Raw genomic sequence first — 16,082 nt, 5'->3', positions numbered from 1 at the left:
ACACGTTCACGGTAACTGGGTGGTCCGTTTTCCGGCAATTGGTGGCGCTGTTCGGGCCTCGTCAGGCCTCGCTGATCACCTCCAGTGGGCGGGTGCGCGCGGCCCGGATTGCCGGGAGCAACGCGGCTCCGATGCCGACGACGGCCGAACCGACCAGCATGCCGATCATCTGTCCCCATGGAATGGTCAGGACGCCGAGTCCTTCGTCGCGCAGAGTCCGCACGAAGCCCCAGCCGAAGACGACGCCGAGGATCAGTCCGATGATCGCGCCGAACAATGCGATGAGCATCGATTCGAGATAGATCGTGCGCCTGACCTGCGGACGCTGCATGCCGACGGCCCTCAGCATGCCGATCTCGCGACGTCGTTCGACGACGGACAGCGCGAGCGTGTTGACGATGCCGAGAATCGCGATGACCACCGCGAGTGCGAGGAGCCCGTACAGCACCGCGAGCAGCGTGTCGATCTGTTGGCTCTGCGCGCCCTTGAATTCCTCACGGTCCTGCACCTGGACGACAACGAACGGCTTCACTGCGTTCTCGAGGTCGGTACGCAGTTGGCCCAGGTCGGTGCCCGGTGCCGCGCCGATCAGGACGGCGATGTCCGAGCGCACGACTCCCGGCGTGACCGCCTGGTAGACGTCGTCGGACAGGATCCAGTCGCCGACGAGGGGGTTGTCGGCGAAGATCGTCGTCACGGTGACCGAGACGGACTTGCCGTCGAGCGAGACCATGTCGATCGTCGACCCGAGAGGCCAATCGTTCTTCTTCGACGCCGACTCGGACACGCCGATGCTGTTCGGCGTCTGCTCGCCGGATCCCGCCACGACGCTCTGATCGAACAGACCGTCGGGGCTGCCTTCGAGTGCGACGCCGAACGCCTGCTCGTCGTCGATCTTCACCGACACGGGATGCAGGATCGCGACGCGTTCGACGCCGGGGACGTCCCGTGCGGCCCGTCCCGCGCCCGTCGGCACGCCGATCGACGGCGGCCCGCTGAAGATGTAGTCGGCTTCGATTCCGTTGTCGACGAGCGCGTCGACGCTCGCCTTGGCGGTCGAGCCGAGCACCCCGATGACGGAGACGAGCATCAGACCGAGCATCAGTGCGAACGCGGTTGCTGCCGTGCGCCGCGGATTGCGCACCGAGTTGGTTCGGGCGAGGCGTCCGATGGCGCCGAACGGCCTGGTCAGCACGGCGCCCAGCGCGCCGACGATCGGCCTGGACAGCGACGGTGCGGCGAGTGCGACGGCCACGATGACGGCGACCGCACCGACTCCGACGGTCGCGGCTGCGCCACCACCGGTCGATTGCGCCCCGACGACGAGGGCGAGCAGCCCCAGCACACCGAGGACTGCGCCGACGACCGTGCGCACGCGCAGACTGTCACCGGTGGACGCGAACTCCTCCCGCATGGCGGCGACGGGTGGAATGTTCGCGGCACGCCGTGCGGGCGCGTAGGCGCTCAGAACGGTGACGACGATGCCGACGGCGAACGCGACAATCACGGTTCGGGGTTCGAGAGCCAGTGTGCCCGAGGGTAATCCGAGATCGAATGCGTTGAGTAGCTCACGTAGGCCGTATGCGAGACCGACGCCTCCTGCGAATCCGATTGCGCTACCGATGATTCCGACGACGAGGGCCTCCAGCACGACCGATCGGCTCACCTGGCCGCGGCTGGCACCGATCGCCCGCAGCAGTGCGAGTTCGCGGACGCGCTGCGCGACGATCATCGAGAAGGTGTTGTAGATGATGAACGTGCCCACGAGAAGTGCGATTCCGCCGAACGCCAGCAGGAAGTAGTTCACGAACGACAGCGCGGTCTCGACCTGGGCCTGCGCCTCGTCACGCACGTCGTCGGCCGTCTGTACTTTCAGGTCGGGAAGGGCGGCGGCGATCTCGTCGCGAAGATCGGTCTGGGTAAGACCCTGTGCCGCAAGGTCGTTCCCGGCAATATCACCGCCCGCAACGTCGTAGTACTGCACGTGCGTGCCGTCGGTGAACAATTCGTCGGCCTGTGGCTCGTAGAACTGCAGGCCGATGTATCCGCCGGATTCGACGGGTGTGTCGTAGATGCCGACGATGGTCACGTCCACGGTGCCCTTGGACGGTACGAGGACCTGCGTCGCGTCGCCGACGGTCAGTCCGGATCTCGTTGCGCCGCCTTCGTTGACGACGACCTGGCCGGGTGCGGTGGGCGCTGTTCCTGCGACGAAGACGGCGGGGTCGCCGAGGCGTCGATCGTCGGCCAGGTAGGCCTCGCCCACCGTCGGCGCGCCACCGGTCTGCACCGCGGCGCCGTCCTTGCCCAGGAGCACGACCTGTCCGCCCACGTACGGTGCGACCGCGCGCACGTTCGGAAGGGCTGCAATGACATTCGCGTCGCTTACCGGTACCCCGCTCGACCCGGCTTCCTGCGCGCTGACGCGGACGTCGGCACCCTGCGCGGTGTCGGAGAAGATGGACGAGAAGGTGCGCTGAAGCGTGTCGGTGAAGACGAACGACCCCGACACGAACGCGGTGCCCAGCACGACCGACAGGACGGTCAGCGCGAGTCGAACCTTGTGTGCGGCAAGGTTTCTGAGCGACACCCTGCGCATGGGGTTATGAGTGCGCGACATGTCAGACCGTCTCCAGCTGCTTCATGCGGTCGAGCACGGCCTCGGCGGTCGGGTCGGCGAGATGATCGATGACCGCACCGTCGGCGAGGAACACGACGCGGTCTGCGTAGCTGGCAGCGCGGGGGTCGTGCGTGACGATGACGACGGTCTGGTCGAACTCGTCGGCTGCGGTCCGCAGAATGCCGAGGACCTCGCCCGAGGAGCGCGAATCGAGATTGCCGGTCGGCTCGTCGCCGAAGACGATGTCGGGGCGCCCGACGAGCGCACGGGCGCACGCGACGCGCTGCTGCTGTCCACCGGACAGCTCGCTCGGGCGGTGACCCAGCCGGTCGGTCAGACCGAGCCGGGTGACGACGGTGTCGAGCCATTCCTCGTCCGGCGTGCGGCCGGCGATGTCGAGCGGCAAGGTGATGTTCTCCAGCGCCGTCAGCGTCGGGACGAGGTTGAACGACTGGAACACGAAACCGATTCTGTCCCTGCGTAATCCGGTCATCTGCTTGTCGGACAGGTCGGTCAGTTCGGTGTCACCGATCGTGACGATGCCCGACGACGCCGTGTCCAATCCGGCGAGGCAGTGCATCAACGTCGATTTACCGGAACCCGACGGTCCCATGATCGCGGTGAATTCGCCGCGCGCGAACTGGACGCTCACGTCGCGCAGCGCGTGAACCTGTGTGTCTCCGGTGCCGTACGTCTTGGACAGTGCGACCGCGCTGGCGGCGATTTCAGTCATGCAGGACAGTGTTCCCTGCTTTCGGTCGTCGCACTATCGGGGGACACCCTGAGAAGTCGCTCCTACTATTGGACTCATGCGCATTGGAGCACACGTCCGCGACAGCAACGATCCGCTCGGCTCCGCGGAGAGCCTCGGCGTCGACCTGGTCCAGATGTTCCTCACCGACCCGCAGAAGTGGAACAAACTCGAACCTCATCCGCAGGGCGAACAGCTCCGCGACAGCGAGGTCGACGTCGTCGTCCACAGCTCGTACGTGCTGAACGTCGCGAGTCTGAACAACCGCATTCGCATTCCGTCCCGCAAAGCCGTCATCGAGCAGGCTGCGGCTGCTGCCGAGATCGGTGCGATCGGTCTCGTCGTGCACGGCGGGCATGTGCGCGACGGCGAGGACACCGCGAAGGGCTTCGAGAACTGGCGCAAGTTGTTCGAGCGGCAGGCGAAAGACGGCGGATTCGGGGTGCCGATCTTCATCGAGAACACCGCGGGCGGCGACTTCGCGATGGCGCGACGGTTCGACGACATCGCGCGGCTGTGGGATGCCGTCGGCGAATTCGGTGCCGGATTCTGCCTCGACACGTGCCACGCGTGGGCCGGTGGCGAGGAACTGGTCGGCGTCGTCGATCGGGTCAAGGCCATCACCGGGCGTATCGACCTCGTGCACCTGAACAATTCACGCGACGAGTTCGATTCGGCGCGAGACCGTCACGCCAACCTCGCCGACGGGACGATCGACGCCGAGGTACTCAAGGCAGTGGCCGAGGCGGCTGGGGCGCCGGTGATCCTGGAGACACCCGCCGACGGTCTCGCCGCCGACGTGCAGTACCTGAGGGGCTAGACGAACAGGCTTACACGATCAGGCCTTATACGAACAGGCCTCATACGAAGACTGCGAGTGTCTTTTCCCAGAAGCGCTCGAAGTCGTCGACGTCGGCGCGGGTGAACACTCGGCAGTTCCAGCGAAAAGCGGTGTCCACCATCGTGACTCCGTCGACCTCGACGACGTCGCACGTGACGGCGAGGCTGTGCGTCAGGGAGTCGTCGCCCCGAGCTTCTATCTCCGTGCCGACGCGGAACGAGATCTGGGCGCCGGACCTTCGATTCAGCGCCGGAGAATTCAGTCGGTACTTCGCAGCCGCGTAGTCACGCCCACCGTTGGGTGCTGCGGCGACGCGTCGGCGAACTTCCTCGAGAAGGGAGTGCGCGTCACCGGTGCACGGAAGGCGCACCGGGAAGAACTGGCCACCCGGGCCGTCGATGTCGACGAGGACGCCGGACGTGCAGCTGCGGCAACGATCGCTCTGCCATGCCCCGACGGTCGCGGCCAGGGCGGTCAGCAGAGTCGTCGCGGACGGGTGCTGCGGGCCCGCCCATTGCGTGCGCGTGTTGGTGACGACGGACGAGGAGATGGTGTCGATTCTCGGGTCGCTGCGGCGGCTTCCGAACGAGCGCTCCTCGGGAGTGAGCACTGCAACCCAGTACGGGATCTGCGCTGCTGCTGTCTGCACGGTCACCGCCGGATCTCCTTCTGTTCCGAAAGCCTTACCTAACCTCTCGCCACAATAGCGATCACTGTTTCGATGCGCGAACGAGGGATCAGCGACGAAGCTGCGGCACGGCGGGCGAGTCCGGGACGCGACCGGCCTCGAGAGCGTCGACCAGCGTGTCGGACCAGTGCAGAAGGCCTGCGATATCGAGTCCGTAGGGCGGATCGGCCTCGTGATCACGGATGCGGTCGTGGCCCTGGCCGAGGAGGGATCGAGCGCCGACGGCATTGCCGCGAAGGAGATGAGTGAGGCCGACGGCCAGCTGAGCGAGTCCCTGCCACAGCATCCGCTCGGCTTCGGGGGCGTCCTTCCACGTTCCTTCGAGAATTTCGTGAGCGTGGAAGGGCATGCCGCCGTCGAGAAGTTCCTGAGCGCGCGTGATGGCCTCGTCGGGAGGGAGCCTCAGGTCGTCGGGGATGCGATCGACGCCGACGGCTCCCCGCGGAAGCGGCCTGCCCAGGCCGTCGCGGGGACGCGCGTTCTGCGGTTTACCGGCCGAGTCCCGTTCCCTGCTCGATCTGTCGTTCTGCGCTGGCACTCTCGGTTCTCCTGGTAGCTCGGGTCACTGCGATCAGCGCGACGAGAGCGATCGCCGAGACGCCGACCATCGTGACCGATACTGCCACGTTGTCGTTGCCGAGCACGCCGACGACCGGAGCGATGATCGCGCCGGACCCGAACTGCGCGGCGCCGAGCAGGGCAGCTGCGGTACCGGCTGCGTCGCCGTGGCGTGACAGTGCGAGCGCGGGGGCGTTCGGCATGACGAAGCCGACGGCGCCGAGGACGAACCACAGCGGAATCAGGAATCCGAACATGCCGCCGACGCCTGCCAGCGCGATGACCGTCATGACGAGTGCGGACACCACTGCCGTCGACAACGCAGCGATGACGATGCGGACTGGGGTGAAGTAGCCGAGCAGCACGACGTTGAGTTGCGAAGCGCCGATCAGGGCGATGGCACCGAGCGCGAAGACGATCGCGAACTGCTGCTCGTTGAGGCCGAACTCCTCCTGCAGCACGAACGACGACCCGGCGATGTAGGCGAACATGGCCGACATCGCCAGAGCAGCGACGAGGACGAGCACCAGGAACTGGCCGTCGCGCAGCAGACCGCCGTACGTGCGGACGACGGGCATGATGCCGCGGCTGCGGCGACGCTCCGGCGGAAGGCTCTCGCGCAGTGCGAACACCGCGACGATCAGGAGTGCGACGCCGAGCACCGCGAGAACGCCGAAGACCCAACGCCACGAGCCGGCGAGCAGGATGCCGCCACCGATCGACGGCGCGAGCACGGGCGCGACGCCCATGACCAGCATCAGACGCGACAGAACCGTCGCGGCTGCGCGGCCGGTGAAGAGGTCACGTACGACCGCCATCGCGACGACGGCCGCGGCTGCCGCACCGAGACCTTGCAGGCCGCGGAACACGCCGAGCACAGCGACGTTCGGTGCGACGACGCACAGCAGCGACGCTGCGATGTGAATGGCGGTGCCTGCGATGAGCGGCAGACGGCGTCCGACGATGTCGGACAGCGGGCCGATGACGAGCTGGCCCAGGGCGAGACCGATCAACGTGCCGGTGAGCGTGAGCTGCACCGCGGCCGAGGACGAGTTCAGATCGTCGACGATCGACGGCAGTGCGGGGAGATACATGTCGATCGTCAGCGGGCCGAGGGCGATCAGCGCGCCGAGGACGAGGATGATGCGCATCCGTTCGGCGGAGGTGGGCTCGGTCGTCGTCGCTGACGCTGTCGTGGCTTGTTCGGTGGCGTGGGACACCCAACCCTCAGCAACGAGGCCTGTCGTTCTGTTCCCGGTGTGACGAAGTCGAACTACAGTCACGATCGTGGAGGGGGACAGTCCTGAGTCGGCGTCGACACGGCAAGCAGTGGCGCGGGCCTACATCGATGCACTGGCGTCGCACGACGCGAGCGCGGTCCAGTTCGCGCTCGGAGCGCGTCGGGTCGAAAACGGTGTCACCACCGGCTTTTCCGGCCCTGGGTTGAAAAAGGGTCTGAACACGGCCTTCTACTACCGTGCGATTGTGGACATTCGCGACATCGCGTTGACCGAGGACGGCGACACGGTGCACGCGACGTTCGTGATCGACGCGGGGATGTTCGGGAGAAAGCTGGTGACCGTCGGGGTCGCGGAGTCGTTCCTGATCCCCGACGGCACCATCCACTTCATTCGTGCGCGTCTGTCTCTCGGCTCGAGACCGCGAACTAGATCCGGTCGGAAACCTCGGTGAGCCGTGCGACCTCGTCGGTCGACAGTGCCAACGCGGGAGCGGCGAGCAGGGCCGGGAGCTGAGAAATCTTGCTGGCGCTCGCGATCGGCGCGGTGACGGTCGGCTGCGCCAGCAACCACGCGAGCGCGACGGACGAGATCTCGGCGTCGTGGGCGTCGGCGATCTCGCTGAGGGCGTCGACCACGTTCAAGCCCTCGTCGGTGAAGTAGCCGGACGCCAACTTCTGGCGTGCCTGACCTTCGAGATCCTCGCGGGTGCGGTACTTGCCGGTCAGGAACCCTGCGGCGAGCGAGAAGTACGGGAACACACCGAGATTGTTGTCGGCCGCGAGAGAGGCGAGTTCGGTCTCGTACTTGCGACGAGTCACGAGATTGTAGTGAGGCTGCAGCGCAACGGGTGCCGAGAAACCGTTCTGCTCGGCGAGTGACAGCCATTCGCGGATGCGGTCCGGCGAGTAGTTCGAGATGGCTACGTAGCGGACCTTTCCGTCCTTGACCAGCTCGTCGAACGCGGCGAGCGTCTCGACGAGCGGCGTGTTCTCGTCGTCGTAGTGGGCGTAGTAGACGTCGATGTGGTCGCTCTGCAGACGCTTCAGCGACGCCTCCGCCGCGGCCTTCACGTTGGCGGGTGCGAGACCTCTGAACTCGGGGTGCTGGCTCACCTTGGTGGCGATGACGACGTCGTCGCGGTTGCCGCGTGCCGCCGTCCACTTGCCGATGATCGTCTCGGATTCGCCGCCGGAATTGCCGTCGGCGAACGCCGAATACGAATCCGCGGTGTCGATGAAGTTACCGCCACCTGCGGTGAACGCGTCCAAGATCTCGAACGACGACGTCTCGTCGCTCGTCCAACCGAAGGTGTTTCCACCGAGTGCGAGGGGGAAGATGTCGAGGTTCGAGTTTCCTATGGCAACCACTGTGGACTCCTTATCGCAGCGAAGTATCTCGCTTGCACAACGCGTACCCGTGGAGGTGTTGTTCCCCGCCGGACTCCGGGCGATCAGCTCACGGGACTCGACACGCCGACGCCACTGGGTGTGTCGATGCCGTATCGATCGATCTCGGCCTGCAGATCGAGAGGGCGGATGGACTTGCTCGCTTCGACGGCCGCGTCGTCGATCAGGTTCAGCGGAACGAGCCAGACGATCTCGAATTCGATGCCGTCCGGGTCTTTGCCGTACAGACTCTTGGTCGTGCCGTGGTCCGACGCACCGACGAGACCGCCTGCGGCAGAAAGCTTCTGCGCGAGATCGGCGAGATCGGCCAGCGTCTGAACCTCCCACGCAAGGTGGTAGAGGCCGACGGTGGAGCGTCCGGCGCTGCTCGGTCCTGCGGCGTCGCCGAGTTGGAACAAGCCGAGGTCGTGATCGTTGGAGCTCGCACTTGCCTGGAGGAACGCCGCGCTGGAGCCCATGGTCATCTTCGTCCGGAAACCGAGGACGTCGGTGTAGAACGCGACGGACTTCTCGACGTTCCTGACGTACAGAACTGCGTGGTTGAGACGTTGGATGGACATGGGCACCTCGAGAACTGGAGTAATGACGGCTAAGTTGAACCTTCAACAAAAGAATACACCTGTGTCATCGATGCGCAAGGGGGTTCGCGCGTAGGGGAGGGCGTCAGTGCCAGGTGTGATCGACGAGCGGAGTGCGGGGCCCGAACTTCGGTTTGATGGCCTTGCCGCTCGCGGCGAGCAGGCGGACCGCTCGATGTCTGTGCGGCGCAATCGGTTTCATGTACTCGATCATCTCGGCGTCGTCGATGGGTCGTCCCAGGAGCGACCAACCGACGACGGCCGACAGGTGGTAGTCGCCGACGGACAACGCGTCGGGATCCCCGAAGGCGCGTTGCGCTACCTCGGCGGCGGTCCAGATGCCCACGCCGGGAACGGCGCGAAGGCGTTTCATCGCGTCCTCGGGACTCATCGACGACGCCTGCTCGAGACGGTTCGCGACCTGCGCGCACCGAACGATGGTCTTGGACCGGGCAGGGTCGACGTTCGCGAGGTGGTACTCCCACGATGGGATTCGACGCCACACGTCGGGCGTCGGCGAGACGAACATCGGCTTCGGTGTCGGCCCGGGAGCGCGGTCGCCGAACTTGGTGACGAGCTTGCGCCAGGACGCGAACGCGGACAGGCCGTGCACGCGCTGCTCGAGGATCGCCGGAACGAGGGCTTCCATCACGCGGCCCGTGCGTCCGAGGCGCAGGTGGGGAAACAGTCGATGGGCTTCTTTCAGCGTGGGATGCTCCGGCGCGAATTCCGACGCGTCGTCGTCCGCGCCGACGAGCGCCGGCAGCGACTCGAGGAATTCGGACGCCCCCGGGCCCCATGCGGTGGCTGCGACCGAATGCCTCGATGTCTGGGTGAGTCGGTAGGTGACAGGCCCGGTCTCGAATCGTGATGTGCGCCACACGGACCCGGAGACGTCGCGCTCGTAGGTGGGGTCGGTGCGCCCCCGACGTAGCGGCGACATGGACAGGAGCACGTCCAGTGGCCGGTCGGAGACGAACTCGGCGCGCACCGAGTCGGTGGCGGAAAGAGGACCTGGCGACAGCATGGGATCACCAGGATATCGGCCGGGACCGACAGTCAGAACCCGCCGGCCACTGCGACCACCGTTCGGCCGGTGACACCTCCCCGCGAGATGTCGTCCAATGCCGCATGCACATTCGAGACAGGGACTTCGGTGACGAGTTGGTCGAGACGACGTGGGCGCAGCGTCGATTCGAGTTGCTGCCAGGTTGCTCGACGCTTCTCGATGGGCCGTTGGACGGAGTCGATGCCGAGCAGTGCGACGCCTCGAAGGATGAACGGCAGAACCGTCGTCGACAAGCCTGCGCCGCCGGTCAACCCGCTCGCGGCGACGGCGCCTGCGTACCGCGTGGTCGACAGAACGTGCGCGAGCGTCTTTCCGCCGACGCAGTCGACGGCGCCCGCCCATTCGGCACGGCCGAGCGGTCGCGGCTTCGCGTCGGGATCCTCGGGGAGGCGGCCGATCACGTGCGCTGCTCCGAGGCTGGTCAACAGGGCGACGGCGTCCTTCTTGCCACTCGATGCGTGGACTTCGAAGCCCGCCGCCGACAGCAGATCGACGCTGACGCTTCCCACGCCACCGCTGGCGCCGGTGACGACGATGGGGCCGTCGTCTGGTCGGATCCCGTGGGTGAGCAGGGCTTCGACGCTCATCGCGGCGGTGAAGCCGGCGGTACCGATCGCGGCGGCGTCGCGGGTCGACAGTGTCGTGAGAGGGACGACCCAGTCTGCCGGTACTCGCGCGTATTCGGCGTAGCCACCGTGTTGCCCGGTGCCGATGTCGTATCCGTGGGCGACGACTTTCTGTCCGACGGGGATGTCGTCGCTGGATGATTCGACGACGGTTCCTGCGATGTCGATTCCCGGGACTATCGGGTAGTCGCGGACCACACCGCCCTTCGGTGTAATGGCGAGCGCATCCTTGAAATTGACGCTCGAATACTCGACGGCGATCGTGACCGCGGGTGCGTCATGACGGGGAAGGAAGGTCTCGTCGACCGTCTCCTTCGCGAGTTCGATTCGGGCTGCGTCCGGTTCGTGTGCAACTTCGCGGGCAACCAGGGCACCGAACGACGAGGGAACGGTCACGACAGGAGGTCCTTTCGTTTCGCGGATGTGTCCCACAGTAATTCAGTCGAGCGACACGGTTCTCCGTGCGCGGCGTCTGTTCTTTGTCGGTGGGCCGAAGTAGGGTCCTGTGTCGTGATCATCGTGAGTACTGACGGCTCTTGTCTGCGCAATCCGGGTGGCGCCATCGGGTGGGCCTGGGTGAATCACACGGGCCCCAGCAACTCCGGTGGAGAAGCGTCGGGTACCAACCAGATCGCCGAGCTTCGGGCTCTGCTCGAGGCCGTGCTCGCCCATCCCGGCGACGAGCCGCTGTTGATCGAGTCCGATTCTCAGTACGCCATCAAGTGCGCCTCCGAGTGGCTGCCCGGATGGAAGCGCAAGGGGTGGAAGACGGCAGGCGGGTCGCCCGTCAAGAACCTCGATCTCGTCATGAACATCGATCGCGCGATCACCGAGCGCACAGGCCCCGTCCGGTTCCGCTGGGTTCGTGGTCACGTCGGCAACCACTTCAACGAAGCCGCCGACGCGCTCGCCGGTGAAGCTGCGCGTGCTGCGGCTGCGGGTAAGTCCACGGCGGGTGTATCCACGGCTGCGGTGGCGGTCGCGACGTCTATTCCCGCTACTCCCGCCCTGAAGGCAAATGCATCTGATACACGGAACGACGCCGACCTCGACGAGGTTGCGACCCTGTTCTAGCCCACAAGTCGCGAGATCAAGCCTGCGATGGGTTGTCGTCCGACCCGTCGGTTGCTCGATCGAGAACTACGACGCCCGCTTGGCCCAGACGCAGCTTGGTGCACAACGCGGTGAGCGTCGTCATCTCGTCGTCGGACAGAACGCCGCCGACGTAGCGGCGGATTCGGGCTGCATGCTTGCGGCCGATGTCGCGCTGCACGGCAAGTCCGTCGTCGGTGAGGACGACGACGGTTCCGCGTTTGTCGCTCGGATCCGGTTGGCGCGTGACGTACCCCAGCTTTTCGAGGCGTTCGCACAGGCGGCTGAGTGACGGTTGGCTGAGCAGGATCTCGTCGTTCAGATCGTGCAGACGCAACTTGCGGGTGGCGCATTTGCTCAACGTGAACAGCACGTCGTACTCGCGCAGGCTGATCGGATCCCAGATGTCGTCCGCGGTGAAGCGTCGCATCAGCGACACCTGGGACCGGAAGAGCGACTCCCAGGCGTCGGTGGCGAGCTCGGTACTAGAGGGCAACTACTTCTTCCTTGCGTGCCAGCATGCTCGCGTGCGTCGGCGGGTTCTCCGGCACACCTTCGGGGCGTCGTGCAGCGAATTCCTTACGCAGCACGGGTACGACCTCCCCGCCCAGCAGGTCGAGTTGCTCGAGCACCGTCTTCAGTGGGAGCCCGGCGTGGTCCATGAGGAACAGCTGGCGCTGGTAGTCGCCGAAGAAGTCCGCGAAGGTCAGCGTCTTCTCGATCACCTGCTGGGGTGAACCGACGGTCAACGGCGTCTGCTCGGTGAACTCTTCCATGGTGGGTCCATGGCCGTAGACGGGTGCGTTGTCGAAGTACGGGCGGAACTCCTTGACCGCGTCCTGGCTGTTATTGCGCATGAACACCTGGCCACCGAGTCCGACGATGGCCTGGTCGGCGCGTCCGTGACCGTAGTGTTCGTAGCGCTGCCGGTACAGGTTGATGAGCTGGATGTAGTGCTCTTTCGGCCAGAAGATGTTGTTCGCGAAGAATCCGTCACCGTGGTACGCGGCGATCTCCGCGATCTCGGGGCTGCGGATCGAGCCGTGCCAGACGAACGGCGGAATGTCGTCGAGGGGGCGAGGCGTCGACGTGAAGCTGTCGAGCGGCGTGCGGAAATTGCCCTGCCACGTGACGACGTCCTCGGTCCACAGGCGTCGCAGTAGCTGGTAGTTCTCCAGTGCGAGCGGAATGCCTTGTCGGATGTCCTGTCCGAACCACGGGTACACGGGTGCGGTGTTGCCGCGGCCCATGATCAGGTCGACGCGGCCGTCGGCGAGGTGCTGCAGCATCGCGTAGTCCTCGGCGATCTTCACCGGGTCGTTGGTGGTGATCAGCGTGGTCGACGTCGACAGGATCAGCTTTTCGGTCTGGGCCGCTATGTAGCCGAGCATGGTCGTCGGCGACGACGGGACGAACGGTGGGTTGTGGTGCTCGCCGGTCGCGAAGACGTCGAGGCCGACTTCCTCGGCGTGCTTGGCGATGGTGACCATTGCCTTGATGCGCTCGTGTTCGGTCGGCTCGCGACCGGTCGTGGGGTCGACCGTGACGTCGCCGACGGTGAAGATTCCGAACTGCATGGCGTGCTCCCAAGTTCATGCGTTTGCATTGACTTTCACTGTAACCGCAGGAGTGGACGGAGTATTCCGGGGGAGTGGGTCAGCCGTCGACCAGCAATGCAGTGCCCGACAGGGCGCGCACGTCGTAGGACTCGAGCGCGCCGTGCACGAAGCGGTCGCCGGCGATGTTGCCGCGCCGGGTGAACAGGACCGCGTACGAGGAGAAATGCACCGGCTCGTTCTCGACGTTGACGCGTGGGACCACGGCCAGCAGGTGGGTGGAGTTGCCGTCGTGTACCTGTTCGACGATCGTGCGGATCTCGTAACCGAGGTCCGTTCGCGTCACCTCGGTGGACTTGAGTGTGGCGCCGCTCAGCACGAGTTGTGCCGCCGCAACCCCGGAAAGTCTGTTCGTGTCGAAGGATCCCGTCAGCTCGTCGCCCTCGAAAACGTAGTGGTTGGCCGCTGTGTAGGACATGCGCGCAAGGCTAGGTCGTCGGCTGGAGAAGAGATAGGTCGTGGGCTGAAAAAATTTTCAGATCCGACCCATCCACCCCATCACCTGCCGCGAATCGTAGATGAGACGCCCGCCGCTGCTGTCGCCCCCGACCGCCGTCAGCTGTGGGCGTCTCCCTTTGTCTGCGGTGTGTCGGGCGTCGATCGTTACCTTCCTGCATGGCGCGGGAAGGGCGTGATTCACCCGATCGTCACGTGCGGTCCATAGCGTCACGAGACATGCGTCGCACACTCTTGGTCGCTTTGTCCGCTGCCGCGATGATCGCCGTGTCCGCGGCTCACGCTCAGGCTCTTCCCATCGATGCCGGGTCTTCGAACAGCGGGTCGTCGAACACCGGGTCGTCGGAGCCTGCACCGGCCTTCGATCTGCAGGCGCACCGAGGCGGGCTCGGACTCGTCAGTGAAAGCACGATCGCAGCGTTCACCAACGCGCTCGAGCTCGGCGTCACGACGCTGGAACTCGACACTCAGATCACGGAGGACGGCGTCGCCGTTGTGACGCACGACCGTCGAGTATCCGACAAGAAGTGCCTCGACACGATGCCGGTCTTCGACGGTGACCCCGAGTTTCCCTACGTGGGTAAGTACGTGAACACGCTGACGCTCGCGCAAGTCGAGACGCTCGACTGCGGGTCGCTTCGGTTGGCGGATTACCCGGAGCAGCGAACAGTGCCGGGTGCCCGTATGCCTACGTTGACCGAGGTGCTCGACGTGGCGAAGACGTCACCGAACGTCCGTCTCAACGTCGAGACGAAGGTCGAAGCGGCAAGCCCGACGGAGACTGCGCCGCGCGAGCAATTCGTCGACATCGTCATGACCACCATCGAACAAGCCGGAATGCTCGATCGCGTCAGCATTCAGAGCTTCGATTGGGGTGCACTGCAGCTGGTTCGAGCGATGACGCCGTCTGTGCCGCTCGTTGCGTTGACGAACGGCGACTTCCTTCAAGTCGGTCAGGATGGGGCGTCACCGTGGCTCGGCGGACTCGACGTCGACGACTTCGGGGGCGACGGCGTCGCTGCGGCCGCATCGATCGGCGCGTCTGCGTACTCGCCTGTGCAAGGTAACCCGCAGAACGGGGCGGTGGGAGATCCGGGCTTCGAACTGTATGTCACGCGGCAGATGGTCGACGACGCCCATGCGCGCGGCATGCGCGTAATTCCGTGGACCGTCGACGATCCCGCCACCATGAACGCACTGATGGACTTGGGTGTCGACGGTATCATCACCGACTACCCGAACAGGTTGCGAGATGTTATGGCGCAGAGAGGAATACCGCTTCCCGCGCCGCAGCGCTGACGTGATTCAGCTCAGGTCGTAGACGACCCCGGTGAGCTTTTCGCTTTCGTTCCACAGCTTTTCGGCGAGTTCGGGATCTTTGGCCTTGGCCGAAATCTTGGCGGGCCCCGGGGCGCCGCGTGATTCCATCAGCCACCTCGGACCCGTGTAAGACCCCGGCCCGCCGTTCTCGAGTGCGTCGAGCGTGGGAAGTGATCCGGCGCGGGCGGACTGGGAGATGAACAAAAGGCCGATCGACGCGGCGAACGAGACGATCTTCGAGCTGCCGAGGCCGTCGGGGCTCGTGTACAGCTCCGTCGAGGAGATGCCGGGGTGGGCGGCGTTGCTCGTGATGGGGATGCCTGCTCTGTCGAGTCGTCGCTGAAGTTCCAGCGCGAACAGCAGATTGGCGAGTTTCGAGTTCGCGTACATGCGCTGCGGGTTGTAGCCGCGTGCGGCTTGGAGGTCGTCGAAGTTCAGCTTGGGGGCTTGTTTGTGGGCCACCGACGACACGGTGACGACGGTCGCGCTGTCCGCAGCACGGAGGTTCGGCATCAGGTGGCCGGTCAACGCGAAGTGACCGAGGTGGTTTGTGCCGAACTGAAGCTCGAACCCGTCCTTGGTCTCGGTGCGCTTCGACGGCATCATGACCCCGGCATTGTTGATGAGCACATCGACCTTCGCGGGCGCGGATTCGGCGAAGGAGCGCACAGAATCGAGATCGGCGAGGTCGAGGCGGGCGGTGTCGACGGTGCCCTGAGGGGCATCTGTGCTCTTCCGGGCTTCTGCGGCGATCTTCTCGGCCGCTGCGTCGGCCTTGTCGAGGTTGCGGCACGCAAGTGTCACGCGGTCGCCCTGCTTCACCAACTCGAGGGCGGTGAAGTAGCCGATACCGGTGTTTCCGCCGGTGAGAAGTACGCGTCGCTGCTTGTTGTCGGACACGGCGCCCAGGGTACGGGAGACCCTAGGATGTGGCCATGAACGAGGTCGAACGTGACTGAACCCGTCAACCGCTTTCCGAAGGGGACGGGCCGTCCGGCGTCGCGGGCGTTCGATGCTGCAGGTTACCGGTCGTTGGACGAGCTTGCGGGACAGTGAATCACCCCAGGTTCTGTGCCGCCTCCAGTTGGGGCTGATCCTCGGTTCCGAAGCCAGCGTAGTAGAGAGTTTCGTACTCGATCGGGGGCATATGCCCGATGCTCGAGTGGAGACGTCGAGCGTTGTACCAATCGACCCATCCGGCGGTCGCGAATTCGATGTCC

Annotated in this window: 18 protein-coding genes; 4 read left to right on the top strand and 14 right to left on the bottom strand. The window is 65.4% G+C overall.

The window, feature by feature from the left end:
- Nucleotides 1-61 precede the first annotated feature (61 nt).
- Together DK926_RS07675 and DK926_RS07670 are read right to left on the bottom strand one after the other, a co-directional pair.
- A complete protein-coding gene (locus DK926_RS07675; protein ID WP_207890772.1) occupies nt 62-2,620 on the bottom strand; it encodes an FtsX-like permease family protein in 2,559 nt (852 codons plus the stop codon).
- A 1-nt stretch (nt 2,621) separates the two neighbouring features.
- Entirely contained in the window at nt 2,622-3,353 is a 732-nt protein-coding gene (locus tag DK926_RS07670) for an ABC transporter ATP-binding protein (protein WP_114329936.1), read from the bottom strand.
- Nucleotides 3,354-3,429: 76 nt separating this feature from the next.
- On the opposite strand from DK926_RS07670, the gene DK926_RS07665 reads away from it, so the two are divergent.
- Nucleotides 3,430-4,191 carry a deoxyribonuclease IV gene (locus DK926_RS07665; RefSeq protein WP_114329935.1) on the top strand — a complete coding sequence of 254 codons (762 nt, stop codon included), beginning with the start codon at nt 3,430-3,432 and terminating at the stop codon, nt 4,189-4,191.
- A gap of 40 nt (nt 4,192-4,231) precedes the next feature.
- On the opposite strand, the gene DK926_RS07660 is transcribed toward DK926_RS07665, so the two are convergent.
- From DK926_RS07660 to DK926_RS07650, 3 genes are all read right to left on the bottom strand, one after another.
- Complete coding sequence (locus tag DK926_RS07660; protein ID WP_206030857.1) at nt 4,232-4,867, bottom strand: hypothetical protein; 636 nt, start codon at nt 4,865-4,867, stop codon at nt 4,232-4,234.
- Between the two features lie 82 nt (nt 4,868-4,949).
- On the bottom strand, nt 4,950-5,438 hold the full coding sequence (locus tag DK926_RS07655) for a DUF309 domain-containing protein (protein ID WP_114329934.1): 489 nt from the start codon (nt 5,436-5,438) through the stop codon (nt 4,950-4,952).
- A complete protein-coding gene (locus tag DK926_RS07650; protein ID WP_114330093.1) occupies nt 5,389-6,609 on the bottom strand; it encodes a multidrug effflux MFS transporter in 1,221 nt (406 codons plus the stop codon). Before DK926_RS07650 ends, DK926_RS07655 begins: the two co-directional genes overlap by 50 nt.
- Nucleotides 6,610-6,745: 136 nt before the next feature.
- Between DK926_RS07650 and DK926_RS07645 the strand changes: the two genes are divergently transcribed.
- Nucleotides 6,746-7,150: a hypothetical protein gene (locus DK926_RS07645; protein WP_114329933.1), complete on the top strand. Its 405-nt coding sequence runs from the start codon at nt 6,746-6,748 to the stop codon at nt 7,148-7,150.
- On the opposite strand, the gene DK926_RS07640 is transcribed toward DK926_RS07645, so the two are convergent.
- The 4 genes from DK926_RS07640 to DK926_RS07625 all read right to left on the bottom strand — a co-directional run bounded on the left by DK926_RS07640 (nt 7,125) and on the right by DK926_RS07625 (nt 10,747).
- Nucleotides 7,125-8,066 carry an aldo/keto reductase gene (locus DK926_RS07640; RefSeq protein ID WP_114329932.1) on the bottom strand — a complete coding sequence of 314 codons (942 nt, stop codon included), beginning with the start codon at nt 8,064-8,066 and terminating at the stop codon, nt 7,125-7,127. The genes DK926_RS07645 and DK926_RS07640 overlap by 26 nt on opposite strands.
- Before the next feature lie 83 nt (nt 8,067-8,149).
- Complete coding sequence (locus tag DK926_RS07635; protein WP_068431091.1) at nt 8,150-8,665, bottom strand: VOC family protein; 516 nt, start codon at nt 8,663-8,665, stop codon at nt 8,150-8,152.
- 103 nt (nt 8,666-8,768) lie between these two features.
- On the bottom strand, nt 8,769-9,710 hold the full coding sequence (locus tag DK926_RS07630) for a DNA-3-methyladenine glycosylase (RefSeq protein WP_114329931.1): 942 nt from the start codon (nt 9,708-9,710) through the stop codon (nt 8,769-8,771).
- Between the two features lie 32 nt (nt 9,711-9,742).
- Nucleotides 9,743-10,747, bottom strand: a complete 1,005-nt coding sequence (locus tag DK926_RS07625) for an acryloyl-CoA reductase (protein ID WP_243636723.1) — start codon at nt 10,745-10,747, stop codon at nt 9,743-9,745.
- Nucleotides 10,748-10,888: 141 nt separating this feature from the next.
- Between DK926_RS07625 and DK926_RS07620 the strand changes: the two genes are divergently transcribed.
- A complete protein-coding gene (locus DK926_RS07620) occupies nt 10,889-11,452 on the top strand; it encodes a ribonuclease H (RefSeq protein WP_114329929.1) in 564 nt (187 codons plus the stop codon).
- A 16-nt stretch (nt 11,453-11,468) separates the two neighbouring features.
- Here DK926_RS07620 and DK926_RS07615 read toward each other — a convergent pair whose 3' ends face one another.
- The 3 genes from DK926_RS07615 to DK926_RS07605 form a co-directional block, all read right to left on the bottom strand.
- Entirely contained in the window at nt 11,469-11,966 is a 498-nt protein-coding gene (locus DK926_RS07615) for a MarR family winged helix-turn-helix transcriptional regulator (protein ID WP_207890771.1), read from the bottom strand.
- Nucleotides 11,956-13,047: an LLM class flavin-dependent oxidoreductase gene (locus tag DK926_RS07610; RefSeq protein ID WP_114329927.1), complete on the bottom strand. Its 1,092-nt coding sequence runs from the start codon at nt 13,045-13,047 to the stop codon at nt 11,956-11,958. Before DK926_RS07610 ends, DK926_RS07615 begins: the two co-directional genes overlap by 11 nt.
- A 79-nt stretch (nt 13,048-13,126) precedes the next feature.
- Nucleotides 13,127-13,504, bottom strand: a complete 378-nt coding sequence (locus tag DK926_RS07605) for a hypothetical protein (RefSeq protein WP_114329926.1) — start codon at nt 13,502-13,504, stop codon at nt 13,127-13,129.
- 296 nt (nt 13,505-13,800) lie between these two features.
- On the opposite strand from DK926_RS07605, the gene DK926_RS07600 reads away from it, so the two are divergent.
- Entirely contained in the window at nt 13,801-14,841 is a 1,041-nt protein-coding gene (locus DK926_RS07600) for a glycerophosphodiester phosphodiesterase family protein (protein ID WP_114330092.1), read from the top strand.
- A gap of 6 nt (nt 14,842-14,847) precedes the next feature.
- On the opposite strand, the gene DK926_RS07595 is transcribed toward DK926_RS07600, so the two are convergent.
- Nucleotides 14,848-15,762, bottom strand: a complete 915-nt coding sequence (locus DK926_RS07595; protein ID WP_114329925.1) for an oxidoreductase — start codon at nt 15,760-15,762, stop codon at nt 14,848-14,850.
- Nucleotides 15,763-15,919: 157 nt separating this feature from the next.
- The coding region (locus tag DK926_RS26995; protein ID WP_165839535.1) for an integrase core domain-containing protein at nt 15,920-16,082 on the bottom strand (163 nt) is incomplete at its 5' end.

Source organism: Rhodococcus sp. Eu-32 (assembly GCF_003336925.1).
Taxonomy (GTDB): domain Bacteria; phylum Actinomycetota; class Actinomycetes; order Mycobacteriales; family Mycobacteriaceae; genus Rhodococcoides; species Rhodococcoides kyotonensis_B.
Note: the sequence above shows the minus strand (reverse complement) of the source record. Positions and strands in the feature narration are given on the sequence as shown.

Excerpts from the sequence above, each read along its gene's own strand:
- DK926_RS07675 (WP_207890772.1), bottom strand. The coding sequence starts at position 2,620 with ATGTCGCGCACTCATAACCCCATGCGCAGGGTGTCGCTCAGAAACCTT.
- DK926_RS07670 (WP_114329936.1), bottom strand. The coding sequence starts at position 3,353 with ATGACTGAAATCGCCGCCAGCGCGGTCGCACTGTCCAAGACGTACGGC.
- DK926_RS07665 (WP_114329935.1), top strand. The coding sequence starts at position 3,430 with ATGCGCATTGGAGCACACGTCCGCGACAGCAACGATCCGCTCGGCTCC.
- DK926_RS07650 (WP_114330093.1), bottom strand. The coding sequence starts at position 6,609 with ATGCGCATCATCCTCGTCCTCGGCGCGCTGATCGCCCTCGGCCCGCTG.
- DK926_RS07635 (WP_068431091.1), bottom strand. The coding sequence starts at position 8,665 with ATGTCCATCCAACGTCTCAACCACGCAGTTCTGTACGTCAGGAACGTC.
- DK926_RS07630 (WP_114329931.1), bottom strand. The coding sequence starts at position 9,710 with ATGCTGTCGCCAGGTCCTCTTTCCGCCACCGACTCGGTGCGCGCCGAG.
- DK926_RS07610 (WP_114329927.1), bottom strand. The coding sequence starts at position 13,047 with ATGCAGTTCGGAATCTTCACCGTCGGCGACGTCACGGTCGACCCCACG.
- DK926_RS07605 (WP_114329926.1), bottom strand. The coding sequence starts at position 13,504 with ATGTCCTACACAGCGGCCAACCACTACGTTTTCGAGGGCGACGAGCTG.
- DK926_RS07600 (WP_114330092.1), top strand. The coding sequence starts at position 13,801 with ATGATCGCCGTGTCCGCGGCTCACGCTCAGGCTCTTCCCATCGATGCC.